Here is a 15972-nt window from a genome sequence, read left to right as displayed (position 1 = left end):
CTCTCTCGTTATTAAAATTAAAGTGGTTCAAGTAGGAGGAAGGCACCTTATGGTGTCTTTTCTTTATCTTACTTTGTAGTTATATCCACGAATTAAGAGCCTTGTTTTTTCTATTCATTTTTAATTTTAGTCTTGATTTTGCGAGGGATGGGCAAAATCATCCTCGAAAAAAATAAAAAAACCTAACAAATTGTTAAGGGCTACGGCGTCTACCGCAATCTAAGAAGTATCCATCTCCTTAGTTATGGATGATTAACTGCTAACGTTTTCAATGGCATGCACTTTCTTAACAGTAACAGCTAGTCAAAGTGGATTATGGCATTTCTTTATGCAAAATAACACGAGTAAAATATGGCTTTTATTACAATAATAGGGGTATTGCTGCATCGTTATCCAACTAAGAAAATACAATGTCAATTATAGTAGGGGTTGTTTCTTTTTTGTGTAGGGAATTTAAAGATTTGCATATGAAATAAACCCTGATGGGTTTCATTTTTTTGATAAATACGTATATTCGATTTGATACGTGAGATATAATAGACCTTTTTCTCTTGTATATGTTGAAGATCCTTCAAATGAAAACACCCTAAATATTGGATACATAAATCATTCGCTGTTACAGTTGGGACACACAGGGAACCATAGGTTCGATCATGTTGTTTGCCTGGTCCTGTATGAATATGAAGGAATCGTCCACTTAATAAATCATACTTAAGCTGAATCTAAAATACGAATACGTTTGAAAATAGAAATATATGGAGAAGAAATTGGCATAGATGAGGCTAATTTTTGGTTTAGTAGTTCATCTAATATATGTTGTAAAAATTGAACGTCTGCTTTATTAAATCGTTGATTTAGTCCTTCAGGACTGATGAGCACTTTTGTTGATGCTTCTAAACGGCTAGTTAATTGAGTCGTAGCGGTATTTTGACTCATCTATACACATAAAGCGATTAAATCTTTTGTTTGGTACTTACTAGCTCGTTGTACAAAACCAACATCTCTAGCAAGGTCTCGTAAAATACTTGGAGATAAAAAAACGTTGAATCTCTTGAGCAAATAGCTGTAATTCACCAGATACAGAAATAGACATAAAAATACGCCATCCTTTCCTATGATTCTATAGAAAGGATGGCGTATTTTTTTATTTTATAGGATATTTTGTTTTTTAGCTTAATAGCGATGGGTGGTACCAACAAAATGCGAATTTCATAGGCTAAGGGATTTTTCACATAGAAAAAGCCGATTTCCTAAACGCTAAGGGATAATCAGCTTTTTAAAGAATTTAGGTGAGATACATATAAAAATGGATTGTAGCATAGATTTTATTCTTATTAGATTATCCTTCTATTTCGAATACAATCTCATCGCCATTAAGTCAAAAGCCCGTTTTCTCTCAAAATATAAAGCGGGCTAAATTTTTAGCATAAACAAATAACGCAGCACGTGTTGCTTACTATAAGTAACATGTTTATTATCCCTTTCTAGTTTACTAGCCATAATACTTCCTTCTAGGGTTGCAATGATAAAGGAGGCTACCGCCTCTGTATCGATATCTGGCTTTAACTCCTGATTCTGAATCCCTTCTACTATAATCTCTTCAATCATATTGAGAAATGTATAGAAAACTTCAAGTGCCTTTTCTCTTAATAGTCGATTCGTATCATCACTGTCTACAGCAGTATTCAGCAAAGGACATCCCCCTTTTATTGGTGGGTTATTTATTACATCTTCATATACATTAAAAAAAGCACTAACCTTTTCTAATGTTGTATTAGCATTGCGTATCGCCTCAGAAAAATGTTGAGAGACAGTATCAATGGCATATTTAAATGCCTCTAAAGCAATCTCATCTTTACTTTTAAAATTACGATAAATCCCCCCTTTTTGTAGCCCTGTAGCCTCCATAATGTCATTCATCGAACAGCCAGCATAGCCTTTTTGATTAAACAATTCTGCCGATTTTAATACAATGTTTCTTCGTGTTTGTTCACCTTTTTGCATAATATCCTCCATTATTGTTGAAAAATTGTAACATGTTGTAGTTGTACATTAACATATAATAAGTTACCTTAAAAGAGACCGTTCGGTCTTTTTTGGGATGAGAGTAGAATTTCTAAAAGGGATGGTGAGAGAGTTAGTATTTGGTTAGCGTGTAACATTCTAATCATGCTATTGGTATCTGACATGAATTTATTGAAGATAATTAAAACTAAGGAGGAAATTATGCAAAACATTATTATTCCAGATAGTAAAGTAGCAAAAGAAGCTACTCAATTGGTTTACGAGATTTCTCCAGAATTTCTTTATAATCATTGTTTACGGACATATGCTTTTGGTGATGCATTGGGAAAAAAATATGGATTTAAATATGATCAGGAGTTATTTTATCTTGCTTCTATTTTACATGATGTTGGTCTTACAGAGCATGTATGTTGTAAACATTCATTTGAATATGAAGGTGCTAATCATGCAGAAAAATTCCTTCATTCCCATGGTTTTTCACAAGATAAAATTGATGTGGTACGTGAAGCTATTATTCTACACACCTCGGAAATTGCTAAAGAAAAGCAACCAGAGATTGCGTTAGTTCATTTCGGGGCGGGAATGGATGTAGTTGGTTTACGTATAGAAGATATTCCGGAGGAAACATTCAATTTTATAATTGAGGTTTATCCTCGATTAGGTTTTAAAAAAGCTATGATTGAACTTATTAAATATGATTCCAATCTAAAAAATAAACAGCAACAGCCAAATAATTTGAGTTCTTCTATGCTTCGTATGGGGTTTTCAGATTGGGTGATGAATGCTCCTTTTAAAGATTAGAGAATAAAGAATTAGAATGTCATAGAGCTTAGGAAGGGATACAGACCGAAAAACGGATAAAAACCACGTTATGCAAAAAAACTAGCCTCTACAAAAGAGGCTAGTTGACGTAAAATTCGTTATCTAAAGTTTATTTCTAAATTAGTGTGACCCAAACTTTATAGATACATGGTTTAACAGTACACTCTTCATCACAAGAGATATTATACTTAGGACCATATAATGTATTAGCTCTTACTAATTCATAGATAAGAGAAGAGGCTATTTTTTCATCTTTGGTTTTGTATCCATCATATAGGTAGCCAATCTCATTGTATATTACGTTATATGCCCATTCATGAGCTTCTGTCATTGTTTCAAATGCTATTCCATCTTCATGCCATCTAATGTCCATATTAATCCTCCATTTAACATGAAATTTGAAAAGAAGAAGTTATTACTCTCTTGATAAAATATAATTTTTTCTTATTCATGCTTGTCACCTTTTTGTTAAAAGAGATGTTTATTAGCAAGAAAATATGTCTTATTTTAAATATGAATACTCTATATATGATTGGTTAACATAACGTCTCATTATCAGTAGCAAGGAAAAAGGCTCCCCTTTACTTTCACAAAGGATTAGCCATTTCTTTTTCTATAATTCTATACATTTTTATTTTGAAGCGCCTTTGGCTTCCCTATAGTTCCTGATGGCTCCCTATTTTTTGCATAAAGCTTTGCATACTCTTAGCGTGGTTTTTTCCGAAATGCTGGCGGTACGCCTGATATTACAATTCATCTAAATTGTCTACTTTTCGTTATGTTAAAACTATGTATACTATAAAAGTTAATCTCAATCTATAGAAATAAAAAGATTTCCCATGTCTTCTTACGTCCATTGTTGCAAACATTCTAATCCCTTCATACTCTCGATTACTTTTTCGTCACTCACTATATAATAAATTTCATTTCCTTTTCGTTCATAGGAAACCATCTTAAACTGTTTTAACTTTATTAATTGCTGGGACATTGTAGATTGTGGAACGCGTAGTAACTTCTGTAACTCGGATACATTTAATGGACCTTTCGAAATTAATTCTCGAACTATCGTCAAACGCATAGGATGCCCAAGCATCCGCAATATATCCGCAGGTCTCTCGTAATCATTAATATTCATATAAAAAGCTTTTGGCATAATCATTTCCCCTTTTTTAGCGAGTGTTTTCTACATCCTAACATCATCTATTTGTTTCGCCAATGTTTTAGACACACAATGAATCCCTTCAAGTGCTTATATTTTCTAGTACTTCTATTTCACGTTCAAACGTTTTCCTCCAAGCAATTTTTACTACTTTAACCTGCTACGTAGAGAACGGTGCTTGAAGTTTTTCCTCTTTCTGGCATAGTGACAGGGTATTTTTAAACTATTCAAGATTGCTTTTTTGTATCTAAAATCCAAAAATAAAAAGATAAGATTAGAGAACACGATCTTATCTTTAGCACAAGGAGTAAACAAAAGGAAAGCCATCATATTTATACTATAATTTATTTTTTGTTAGTTTTGAATATTTGAGCCGTAATTAAGCAGTTTATCTATATTGAGAAATTTAGTTAAAACCAAAGTGAATTTTTAACCAAAAGTTTACTTTCATTTAATCAAATACGATAAAGTACCTACGAAAATAGGTGCTTTTTCTTTGTTATATAATAAAAATAAAATCTAATAAAGTGGATAATTTACTTCTATAATTCATCCCATATATCAAACATTGATTTCTAGCCAAAATGTTTTTAATAAATTATCTCACAACGGATCTTTTCGTTATATAGATAAAGAAAGATAAGAAAACTTAATTTACATATATACGAAAAATATTTTTAGTTATAATACGAAATTCATTTTCTTGTTATTATTTATATATAAATATAAATAAGTCTCTTTCTATAAGAATGCCGCAATTGGAAGCATCAAACCAAAAGAATCATAAGCTTGCCGTTTCGGAAAACTTATGGTTCATATCACTGGAGTACTGAAGGGGCTCTTTTCAAGGTTTTTCGATACTTTGTATTTTATGATAGCAAAAAGTTCTTTCAGACACAGAAAACACTTTTTCAGTCTAATATTTTTTCTAACACAACTCACTTAAATTGGAAAAAGCCAATTATTTAAGATTATTTCGAGATAAAAATCCTATCACAAAGTGATAAAAAATAACCAGTTCCTTAATGGACAGGGAACTGGTTATTTTATGTCTAAATCTTGTCTGAACGTACAATTTTCTCCAAATGATATTGTGCCCTATCGCCATCAACTTAAGAAATTGATTGTTCTCCAAAATGAAAGGAATGAGTCGGATTTTCATGAATAACTGTAAAAAGTTAAAATTCCCCTTCTGGAGGTACTATAAATTTTTAGCTGGATAGTTATGGGATCCTGACAGAAAACTAAGTCGAGTTGTCCGCATGCTAACCTAAGGACGGCTCGGCTTTAATTTTTGGATTTTAAATTATATATTGCTTTATGTAGTCTGGTCACACCTTCTTTAATTTCTTCTTTTTTTAGATGCCCATAACCTAAAATAATTCGATTATGATGTTTTCCTTTTTTTATAGTATGATCTTCTACAGGATATACTTTAACTCCAAACAGTTCGATCCATTCGATTAATTCTTTTGAAAAATGGCATTCATTTAATTCAACAATTAGATGTAAGCCTGTTGAATAACCGAAAATATTAACCTTATCCAAAAATGTTGTTTTTAAACAATGAATAAGAAAGTTTCTTCGCTTTTTATACATTTTCTTCATCTTCATAATATGTCGTTCCAAATAGCCTTCATCAATAAAACGGGCAAGGATAAGCTGCTCTAAAGAAGGGGTATGTAAATCCGAAAACCATTTTAGCTTGCGACATTTTTCAATAAGTTGTGAAGGAAGAATTAAATATCCCATTCTAAGGGCTGGTGATAAGATTTTACTAAACGAACCAATATATAATACACGATCTGAATCCAATCCCTGTAATGAACTTACAGGTGGTCCTTCATATCTAAATTCACTGTCATAATCATCCTCAACAAGATAACAATTTGTTCTTCTAGAGTAGTTAATCAATTGAATCCTTCGTTGAATTGGTAACGTTCCTCCTAACGGAAACTGGTGGGACGGAGTAACAAAGATAAACTTTGGATAATTATTTAATGGCAGCAACGATGTCTTCATTCCGTATTCATCAACAGGTATAGGGGAAAGAAGAGCACCTGAAGTTTTAAATATAGTTTGAATATCATTGGTGATTGGATCTTCCATTATCACTGTATCATCGGGCGATAAAAGTAATTTAGAAACAAGTGTCATAGCTTGGGTTGCACCAGATGTAATCACAATTTGTTCTGGATGACAATCAACACCTCTTGTTTTCAGTAAATAGCGTGATAAAACCTGTCGTAATTCCGGACGTCCTTCGGGAATATCGTATCCAAAAGTAGAAGGTGCAATGTCATTCCATATGGTATGAGACAATTTTGCCCATGTCTTACGCGGAAATAAATCCAGTGCTGGTATACCTGAACGAAAGTTGATGATGTTATCATCTTTATTTTTATCTTCACTCCAATTCACAGAATGAAATGAAGGTGTTTTATTCTGTTGTTCTAAAAAAGTTCCTTCAGCAACAAATGTTCCAGCACCCCTTTTTGCAACTAAAAATCCTTCAGCCAATAATTGATCATACGCTTCCAAAATCACATTCCTGGATACATTCAACTCAGAAGATAGTTCACGTGTCGACGGTAGTTTTTCTCCTGATTGTAAGTCCCCGTTTAAAATTTGTTCTCGTATTTGCTGATAAACTTGTCTAATTAATGGTATATCTAATGACCGGTCAATGGGTATCCAAAGCATATTGAAATTTACTCCTTATCTAGAATTGGTACTTTGAAAATTCATTATAAATGGTACTAATATAAACTATTTTACCATGATAAAGTTTATGTAAATATGAAAAAGGAGATGTAAGTTATGACTAATCCAAAGGTTCAAGTCACCCAAGCACTTAAATCGGTTGCACGAAATGAACATATTAAATCTTATATTCAGCAGTCCAATGAACTCTATCCTTTATTATTGCAAGCCGCTAAACGGTTTGTAACCGGAGAGCATAGGCAAGATGGGCTTGCAACAGCAAAAGAACTGATTTCAAGAGGTTATTCTATTTCACTGGAATACATTGGTAAAAATACAACAGATTTAGAAGAATGCCGAAACGCCAAAAACGAGTTTTTGAATCTTATTGAAGAAATGGGTTTGTTCTCCATGAAGTCGACTGTTTCGTTTGATTTATCACATATTGGATTATCTGTGGATCCAGAAACAGCTTATATTCATTTACTTGAGTTAGCCAAGAAAGCAAATCTGTACGGCGTTACACTTATGATAAGTATGGAAGAAACATCAAAAACTGACGATATTCTTGATATCTATAAAAAAACAACTACGCAATATTCTAATGTAGGGATCACTATACAGGCACATTTATATAGGTCCAACAATGATGTTCAGGAATTAGTTCATTATCCTGGGAAAATACGAGTTGTCAAAGGGGCTTATCAAGAAACAGCTGATGTTGCTATGCCTAGATCAAAGGAATTAAATAATCGTTATCTTAAACTTGTAGAACAAATAATAGAATCTAACCATCCAGTATCCATAGCCACGCATGATGAAATGCTTATTCAAGAAATAGAAAACCGTCAATACCTTAATCAACCCAACGTAGAAATGGAAATGCTCTACGGAATCCGTCCAGATTTGTTAATGGATTTAAAAAGTAAGGGGTACAACTGTAAAGTATATTTAACATACGGAAAAGAGTGGTACTTGTATTTATGTCATCGAATAGCTGAATATCCGGAAAATCTATATCGTGCAGTAACGGATATCATCAATCCATGCTTAACAGACAGAAGTACGTTATATTGAACGAACATTATATTTAAAATATGGGGTAGCACCACATCACTATCAAGCTAATAGTTTTAATTACTCCCATAACGAAAATTTTATGGGTGGTATATCATAAGTATTTGTATTTCAAGTTATAAATCGTTATCATAAAGTGGTAAATTTTAGTTGATAAAGGAGGGGATATGGATTTAATCAAAGAAGTGACTTTATTAAGATATCAATTTAGACTTATGCAAAGTATGATTCAGTCAGATAAATTTGTTATAGATCATGAATTTGAAGAAGAACAAGTAAATGCCTTAAGAAAAATTTTAATTGCATTTCATGATCGATTAACTAGAGAAGAAGTTTCGATTTTTGCCCAAAACAATCATTTATTTTCTAAATTTTAAACTTATGCTATACAACACAGAAAAGCCTAATTTAGATGAGTTTAAACTATATATCACTAAGATTTTTTATCAAGAATTTGAATTAAAGTACTTATTATTAAGTTTAAAAAAACAATGTATTTTTGTGAATGTCTGTGATTATTTTTTAGAGCAATTAAAAATGAGTAATAATGTTTGGTCATATATATATATAGGTAGCATAAATAATTATTAAACGGCTACTTGGTACCGCTACATCATTATAAAACTAAGGTTTTACACTATCCATAAAGCAAAAAAGGCGTTATCCTTTCTGTAGAATTATAGGAAAGGATGGCGTTTTTTATGTGTGTTTCTGTGTCTGATGAATTACAACTATTTGCTCAAGAGATTCAACGTTATTTATTTCCAAATACCTTACGGAATCTTGCTAGAGATGTTGGTTTCGTACAACGAACCAGTAAGTACGAAGCAAAAGATTTAGTCGCTTTATGTGTATGGATGAACCAAAATATCGATACGACGTCTTTAACTCAGTTATCTAGCTGTTTAGAATTTTCGACAGAAGTGTTCATCGGTCCCGAGGGACTGAACCAACGATTTAATAAAGCAGCCGTCCAATTTTTACAACACACACTAGCTGAACTACTAAGCCGAAAATTGACCTCATCTATACTGATTTCCTTTCCGTAAACTTCTGTTTTCAAGCGTATTCGTATTTTAGATTCAACTGCATTTCAACTTCCAGATCCCTTTTCATTCGTTTATCCAGGTGCAGGTGGATGCAGCCATACAGCGGGAGTAAAGATTCAGCTGGAGTATGATTTATTAAGTGGACAGTTCCTTCATATTCATACAGGTCCAGGTAAACAACATGATCGAACCTACGGTTCCCTGTGTGTCCCAACTATAACAGAAAATGATTTATGTATCCGAGATTTAGGCTATTTTCATTTGAAAGATCTTCAACATATACAAGAGAAAAAGGTCTATTATATCTCACGTATCAAATCGAATACACGTATCTATCAAAAAAATCCTAATCCTGATTATTTTCAAGATGGCAGAATCAAGAAAGGTACAGAGTATATCCAGATAGATATGGAGGTTTTAATGAATTCCCTTCAACCAGGACAAACATGTGAAATATCCAACGCTTATGTAGGAATGGCTGATAAAGTCCCAACTCGTGTGATAGTTCATCGACTAACAAAAGAACAACAACAAAAACGATTACAAGATCAAACTGTAAGGGAAAAAAAGAAAGGAATGAAGTATTCTCCTCGTAGTAAAAGACTCAGTGGTATCAATATATATATGACAAATACCCCTACAGATATTGTCCCGCTGGGACAAGTACATGATTGGTATTCTTTACGTTGGCAAATCGAGATTTTATTTAAAACGTGGAAGTGATTCTTTCATATTCATCATTGTAAAAAGATAAAACTAGAACGATTGGAATGCCATTTGTATGGGCAATTGATTGCCATTCTACTTTGTTCTTCTACCATGTTTCAAATGCGGCAATTACTTCTTATGAAAAAGAAACGAGAACTGAGTGAATATAAGGCTATATATATGATTAAAGATTACTTTCTTCTTCTTTTCCAAGCGATACAGAAAGACACCCAAGAATTATCAAAGGTGTTACTTCGCCTGTTCAATCTCCTACAGCAAAACGGGCGAAAATCTCATAGGTATGAGAAGAAAACAGTCTTTGATATATTAGGTGTCGTTTACAATTGTACCATGTCTGATAATCAAGCGGTTTAAATCAAAAAAATGAAACCCGTTAGTGTTTATTTCGCATGTAAATCTTTAAATTTCCTACACATAGCCTTTAGAAAAAAGAAACAACCCCTACTATAATTGACGTTGTATGAGCTTAGCTTGATAGCGATGGGTGCTTACCCCTAAACCAAACTAAAAGCCAGTAGGAACTGGTTTAATTATGTCTAAACGTACAATTATTCTTTTTTGATATGATGAATCCTACAAGAAAAAATAGTAAAGATACAGAAATGTATTTTGAATGTCAGTTCAAAAAATAGGATTTACATATTTACAATATCACCAAACATTATTGAACTTATCAAACAAATTATTTCTTTAATATAAAATCGAAACAAAAAGATACTCGCTGTATAGTGAGAGTATCTTTTTGTTTAACAATTAACCTGTTTCAGGAAATTATTTAATATATTCACTAATTTCATAATCAAATTGAATTAGTGAAACAAGCGCATCTAGTGGTCAAAAAACCTTATCTGAATAAACCTTTTATATTTTTCTATATTTGAAATTTAATTATTAAATCATTTTTTTAGCTTGTTGAAAAGTATAAGCTACTTTTTGAGCAAATAATATTGGATTTTCTATTGAACTAAAATGTACAAACATAAGTAAGGGCTCCATAAACAATCAGTGGTTATGGAGGGAGTTAACAAATATCCCTTGCTGTTGTAGAAGTGATATAAAAGGATATACCTCTTCTTGCTTTAAAGCAGTTTCTCCTAAATTTAAAGCGTTTCCTTGTTCATCTAGGCTTTCAAATGAGAACATAGCTCCAATGACGTGATCCGATACAGCATTCTTTCCCATAATCGAGGTATGTAAATTATTTCTTTTTATTTTTACTGAGCAAACTCCGTTTTCGATTGTATGTTTCCCACCTAAAATTTGTCCAAATTGTTCGCACAAAGTATACATATTAGGCATGAACATTGCTCCTTTTAAATAAGACTTATACTATAATTTTTATTTAAAAGGAGCAAGACATAGAACAGATAATGAACCCTTCTGAAATGAAAAAATATAGCTATAAATTTAAAATGGAATAGAAGCTCTCAGGAAACTACTGAGCATTCATTTTTAATGCATACAAAGATTTTAGATTTTGGAAGTTTGAAATAACCTATGAATAATTTTATTGACTATTTGCTCCACAGCATTTAATAATGAACTTTGATTTTTGTTTATTATAGAGAGTCCTGTGTTATACTCATCCAAATTAAACTTATTTTCTATATAATCAATACTTTTTATCATGTGCTGAAAAGCGTTTGATATTTCATCTAACCCTTTTATAAGGATGGAATGTTCTTTTAGTATGAAGTTTGGAGGTATTGTTGTTTTTAGAGCTTTCAAATTTTTATCAAGATTCTTATTGTATGTTACTAATTTTTGATGCGTATCTTCCCCATAAGAGTTAGAAAATAAAGCTAATTCATCAGATGATTCAATAAGAATTAAACCTATATTTTGTAAGTGTTTTCCGTATTCCGAGAGGTTAACGTTCATATACATCTTCCTTTCAATGGTGGAAAGAGTGTGGAAGGGATTTTTTATCCATGTATTTATTGCGTATACAATGTAATTTGTCAACCAAATCACATTGTCCATTTGATCTTTGATTAATAATTTTATTTATGGCTGAGGTTATACTATGCACCATTTTATATTTAGGTGAATACATTCCTTTTTGTATATATTGTCAATTAAAGTACACCCTAAAAAATAATAATGTTGTATATAGAAGGGTGATAATGTGAATTTTATTTGGCAATCGTTAATTTTAATTCTTGCTGGAATTCTGTTATTAAGAATTGCGGGAAGAAAATCAATCTCACAAATGACTTTAGCACAAACTGTTGTCATGATTTCAATAGGTACAATTATTGTTCAACCCATCGTAGAAAAAAGTGTTAGTAAGGCTATTGCTAGTGCATGTATTTTTGTAGTTACTGTTATTCTTTTGGAGTACTTTCAACTAAAGTCTAATGCTTTTGAAAAATTTATTACTGGTAAATCTAAAGTGGTAATTGAAAACGGTGCACTTAATATTTCAAACTTAACTAAACTACGGTTAACAGTCGATCAGTTAGAAATGCGTTTACGTAATCAAGGGATTTCTAAAATAGAAGATGTAAAAACAGCGACACTTGAGCCTAATGGTCAATTGGGATATGAATTGAAGGATGATGCAAAACCTTTAACAGTAAGGGATTTTCACAAATTAATGCAATCTTATTCTACTAATAATAAGTCCCTATGCGATATATATTATGAAGAGGAAGAAAATAATAATATATTTCAAGAAGTAAAAAAAACAAATAACCAGAATCATAAAAAGCTTAAATGAGAATTTATTATTATGCCTTGGTTTAGGGATAAAAGAATTTAGTTTTAATTAATATGCTATGTTTTGTAAATATAGAGTGAACATAGCATATATGTAATTATATTTATTACTAAAAAAGAAATCTTATCAAAGGATAAATATAAATTAATAATTTTTTTGTATAAAAAGCCCATCTCCTTCTAGCCATTCTGCTAAAAAAACATCATTATAATTAGAGATATTTTGGGAAAGGAGTTGTTTTTTTAACCAGGATTCATCAAAGTTTAAATCTTTTAATTCATCCCATAAGACTTTTCCATCCCTTATAAGGGTTACAGGAACATACACTGGCGTATCAGGCATGTTAAAATCTTCTCGAGTAGTTTTTTGATATTGTATTTTTTTTAAGATGCTAATGGCCCCATTAGCTTCCAAATAACAAAACGCAACTTCTCGAATTGAAAAAGTCTCACTCTGTCTTAGTAAACTTTGTAATTGATTAATATTCATCTTATTGTTCTTTAATGCTTCCCTGTCAACTATGCCATTTTTTATAAGTGCAGATGGCTTTCCTTCAAAAGCTCCTCTAAAAAATAAAAATTTTTGGCCAAGGTACTCCACAATAAAAAGTAAAAATCCCCATAAAGTCATAGAATAGATAATATGATAAACACTAATATTTTTGTCATAAACTGCATTTCCGAGTAATTCACCTAAGACTATGGCAGAGATAAATGTGAATGGGGTAATTTGATTAATAATTTTCCTGCCAACAAACTTAATTATTATAAAAAGAAGAAAAAAACCAATAATAAGTTCAGTAGTTAGATGCATATATATCATATTTTAAAAACTCCTATCATAAAGTTTTTAACAAAAGTAGTTCTAATAGAAAAATAAATTATAAGAAATATGGGAAGTAAGTTATAGTAGGTAGTAAACTGTATTTTTGTTTAATCTCAAAAGGATATATTTTATGTTATTTCCAGCATATATGTTGCATATACATATCTCAATTTAATAAAGGGATTGACCAATTAAATGACATAAAAAACATGCTAATACATTGTTAGGAGTAAAAAATGAATTTCCCTCGCATAGGATAATTTGAACAAGAAATGGTCAATTTCTTGTTCGTCATAGTTTGAATTAGTTGTCACACAGTTCAGCTATATTAAACGTTTATGGATAATAGTTTTACGTATTAGGGGTACGGCAATAATCTTTTTTGGAGTTATGATAAGAGGTAGCTCAAATAGTTAACTAACTACTTGAACTACCTCTTTGTTTTACCTAATTTGAGTACAGAAATGATTATAATTTAACCAATTAAGATTTTTTCTTCTGCATAACGAATCTTATTATGCTCATTTTTGGCCATAGCAAGCGCAAATGCCATCGTTAATGGTCCTAATCTTCCAATAAACATCATGATTGTAATCAAAATACGCCCTACAGGAGTAAGGTCTCCTGTTAATCCTGCGCTAAGTCCAACTGTTCCAAATGCAGAAACTGTTTCAAATAAAATTTGAGAGAATTCAGCATGTTTTTCAGTAATTGTTAATAAGAAGAATATAATAAAGATAAACAGAACCGCTGTCGTAGCAATAGCGATTGCTCGATTCACTAAATTTTTTGGAATTCTTCTTTTAAATATATGAATATCCTCTCTATTTCTTATGATTGCTGCAATGGATAATAAAAGCAGGAATGCTGTTGTTACCTTAATTCCACCACCAGTTGATCCAGAAGATGCTCCGATAAACATTAATGCTATTGTATAGACTTGAGAACTCATTGTCATTTGCCCGATATCGATGGTGTTAAATCCTGCTGTCCTAGGAACAACACCTTGGAAATACGATGCCCATATTTTATCATCAAGCGACAATGTTCCTAATGTTGCAGGGTTATTGTATTCTAAACATAAAATAATAATGGAACTTATGATGTTAAGAAACAGTGTGGCTACTAAAACAAGTTTAGTATGTAGTGAGAAATATCTGATTTTTCTTTTCTTAATTACATCTAAAATCACAATAAAACCGATTCCACCACTTATAAATAAAAACGTAATTATTATATTGACTACAGGGTCTCCTACCCATTTACTCAAACTATCTGGTTCTAGTCCAAATCCCGCGTTATTAAATGCTGAAATGGTATGGAATATCCCGTAATATATTGCTTTTGGCCAAGGCATTTCATATGACCAGCGAATCGCTAAAACAGTTGCTCCAACTAATTCAATCACAAGTGTAATCAAAATAATTTGTTGCACTAATTTTATAACTCCTTGCAAAGACAAGGAATTAATAGCCTCTTGAAGTAACAGTCTCTTCTTTATCCCGATTTTTTTCCCTAAAATAAGAAACATCAAAATTCCACTGGTCATAAATCCCCAACCACCAAGCTGGATAAGGATAAGCAAAACAATTTGTCCAAATACAGTAAATGTACTTCCTGTATCAACTACTGCAAGTCCTGTTACACACACAGCCGATGTCGCCTCAAAAAGGGCATCAATAAACGATAAATGATGACGATCTTGAGTAGATATAGGTAACATGAGTAAAAATGTTCCAATTAAAATTAAGCCTAAAAAACCTAATACTAAAATATGTGCTGGATTTAGTTTGAAGAATAGATTTTGTCTTTTGAAAATTTTATGAACCAAAATAATAACTCCCCTCGAACGCTATATGTATAATTAAAATTCCCATAAAAACAATATCATATAAAGAACAATAGTGTGAGATAAATTAAAAAAGTCCTCTTTTCGCTTGCCAAATAAAAAGAGGACTTTTCACAGATAGGACTTGCAAAAATAGAGGGCAAAAAAGTTAGATTTAGATAACAAATGGCTACCTAAAACACCTAACAACCAGTATTTTTTAACACATACATCTAAAAAAGAAAAAGAGTTGCGAAAAAGCAATATTACAACGTTTAGGATTCAGCTGAGGCACGTGTATATCTTGGCTATTTCCTTCCTTTATCATGTTATAGAATTATTGTTAAATAATATACCTTGTGCACAATAGTGGATAATATCTCTCCTTTTAACGATACCTATAAAAATACCTTCGTCATCTATAACAGGAACAAAGTTTTGCTCCATAGCTCTTGATACAAGGTTTTCGATTTCTGCATTTATGGAAACTGGTTCATTAAAACGGTGTAAAGAAACCTCACTCAAAAGAATTTGATGGGTATTGTTAAAGGTTAAAGATGATGTTTTTTTGAGTTTCCATAGCAAATCACCTTCTGTAAGTGTACCTGCATATTCTCCCTTATCATTGACTAAGGGAATAGCTGTATATCGATGGTGTTCTAACTTCTCTAAAGCCTGACGCATCGTTGAATTTATGTTTATATATACAAGTTCACTCTTAGGAGTAAGAAAAAATGCAATGTTCATTTTATTGAATCTCCTTTAATAGTTCGTTTTCTTGATATTCTTTATATTTTTATAATATAAAAAGGGAATGAATTCAAGATGTTACTAGGAAGATATTCAAATTCATTCTCTTTTTTTAATATTAAAAATCGATTTTGATGAAAAAGAAAGAAAAGACAAGCAAACAGATGATAAGAGATTCATTATACTCCATATAATCGTATAAATAGCTAAATTTCTCCTTATTTAAGGTGATTCTAATCTTTACAAGTTAAATCTAGAGGAGTATATTTACATTCATAAATTG

12 protein-coding genes and 3 pseudogenes are annotated in these 15972 nt (G+C 31.5%); 5 read left to right on the top strand and 10 right to left on the bottom strand.

The features are described 5' to 3' along the window. Nucleotides 1–491: 491 nt before the first annotated feature. A pseudogene (locus tag AC0L0O_RS20850) lies at nt 492–1093 on the bottom strand (transposase); the annotation flags it as partial. A gap of 320 nt (nt 1094–1413) precedes the next feature. Continuing rightward, complete coding sequence (locus tag AC0L0O_RS20845) at nt 1414–2004, bottom strand: TetR/AcrR family transcriptional regulator (RefSeq protein WP_473786029.1); 591 nt, start codon at nt 2002–2004, stop codon at nt 1414–1416. Between the two features lie 222 nt (nt 2005–2226). On the opposite strand from AC0L0O_RS20845, the gene AC0L0O_RS20840 reads away from it, so the two are divergent. After that, nucleotides 2227–2826 (top strand): HD domain-containing protein, encoded by a 600-nt coding sequence (locus tag AC0L0O_RS20840; protein ID WP_134189253.1) that lies wholly within the window; start codon nt 2227–2229, stop codon nt 2824–2826. Between the two features lie 136 nt (nt 2827–2962). Here the strand turns inward: AC0L0O_RS20840 and AC0L0O_RS20835 are convergent, their stop codons facing one another. From AC0L0O_RS20835 to pdxR, 3 genes are all read right to left on the bottom strand, one after another. Then, a complete protein-coding gene (locus AC0L0O_RS20835; RefSeq protein WP_134189254.1) occupies nt 2963–3220 on the bottom strand; it encodes a hypothetical protein in 258 nt (85 codons plus the stop codon). A 474-nt stretch (nt 3221–3694) separates the two neighbouring features. Then, a complete protein-coding gene (locus AC0L0O_RS20830; RefSeq protein WP_473786028.1) occupies nt 3695–4000 on the bottom strand; it encodes an ArsR/SmtB family transcription factor in 306 nt (101 codons plus the stop codon). Nucleotides 4001–5293: 1293 nt separating this feature from the next. Then, nucleotides 5294–6709, bottom strand: coding sequence for a MocR-like pyridoxine biosynthesis transcription factor PdxR (gene pdxR / locus AC0L0O_RS20825; protein WP_473786027.1), 1416 nt, complete (start codon nt 6707–6709; stop codon nt 5294–5296). Between the two features lie 117 nt (nt 6710–6826). On the opposite strand from pdxR, the gene AC0L0O_RS20820 reads away from it, so the two are divergent. The 3 genes and pseudogenes from AC0L0O_RS20820 to AC0L0O_RS20810 all read left to right on the top strand — a co-directional run bounded on the left by AC0L0O_RS20820 (nt 6827) and on the right by AC0L0O_RS20810 (nt 9918). Then, nucleotides 6827–7786 carry a proline dehydrogenase family protein gene (locus AC0L0O_RS20820; RefSeq protein ID WP_473786026.1) on the top strand — a complete coding sequence of 320 codons (960 nt, stop codon included), beginning with the start codon at nt 6827–6829 and terminating at the stop codon, nt 7784–7786. A gap of 167 nt (nt 7787–7953) precedes the next feature. Beyond that, nucleotides 7954–8377: pseudogene (locus AC0L0O_RS20815) on the top strand (DUF1878 family protein). A gap of 110 nt (nt 8378–8487) precedes the next feature. Then, a pseudogene (locus AC0L0O_RS20810) lies at nt 8488–9918 on the top strand (IS4 family transposase). Nucleotides 9919–10566: 648 nt separating this feature from the next. On the opposite strand, the gene AC0L0O_RS20805 reads toward AC0L0O_RS20810, so the two are convergent. Together AC0L0O_RS20805 and AC0L0O_RS20800 are read right to left on the bottom strand one after the other, a co-directional pair. After that, entirely contained in the window at nt 10567–10863 is a 297-nt protein-coding gene (locus AC0L0O_RS20805; RefSeq protein ID WP_473786025.1) for a DUF1259 domain-containing protein, read from the bottom strand. A 171-nt stretch (nt 10864–11034) separates the two neighbouring features. Continuing rightward, complete coding sequence (locus AC0L0O_RS20800; RefSeq protein WP_044796527.1) at nt 11035–11445, bottom strand: hypothetical protein; 411 nt, start codon at nt 11443–11445, stop codon at nt 11035–11037. 247 nt (nt 11446–11692) lie between these two features. Here AC0L0O_RS20800 and AC0L0O_RS20795 point away from each other — a divergent pair, with 247 nt between their 5' ends. Continuing rightward, on the top strand, nt 11693–12286 hold the full coding sequence (locus AC0L0O_RS20795) for a DUF421 domain-containing protein (RefSeq protein ID WP_473786024.1): 594 nt from the start codon (nt 11693–11695) through the stop codon (nt 12284–12286). 144 nt (nt 12287–12430) lie between these two features. Here AC0L0O_RS20795 and AC0L0O_RS20790 read toward each other — a convergent pair whose 3' ends face one another. From AC0L0O_RS20790 to AC0L0O_RS20780, 3 genes are all read right to left on the bottom strand, one after another. Further along, the gene (locus AC0L0O_RS20790) at nt 12431–13108 is read right to left on the bottom strand and encodes a DUF421 domain-containing protein (protein ID WP_410986382.1); all 678 of its coding nucleotides are present in this window, start codon (nt 13106–13108) and stop codon (nt 12431–12433) included. Nucleotides 13109–13586: 478 nt separating this feature from the next. Then, nucleotides 13587–14942 (bottom strand): TrkH family potassium uptake protein, encoded by a 1356-nt coding sequence (locus AC0L0O_RS20785; protein WP_134189259.1) that lies wholly within the window; start codon nt 14940–14942, stop codon nt 13587–13589. A 321-nt stretch (nt 14943–15263) separates the two neighbouring features. Continuing rightward, nucleotides 15264–15686 (bottom strand): CBS domain-containing protein, encoded by a 423-nt coding sequence (locus AC0L0O_RS20780; protein WP_098425949.1) that lies wholly within the window; start codon nt 15684–15686, stop codon nt 15264–15266. Nucleotides 15687–15972 lie beyond the last annotated feature (286 nt).

Source organism: Bacillus sp. GS3m_15504 (assembly GCF_055825275.1).
Note: the sequence above shows the minus strand (reverse complement) of the source record. Positions and strands in the feature narration are given on the sequence as shown.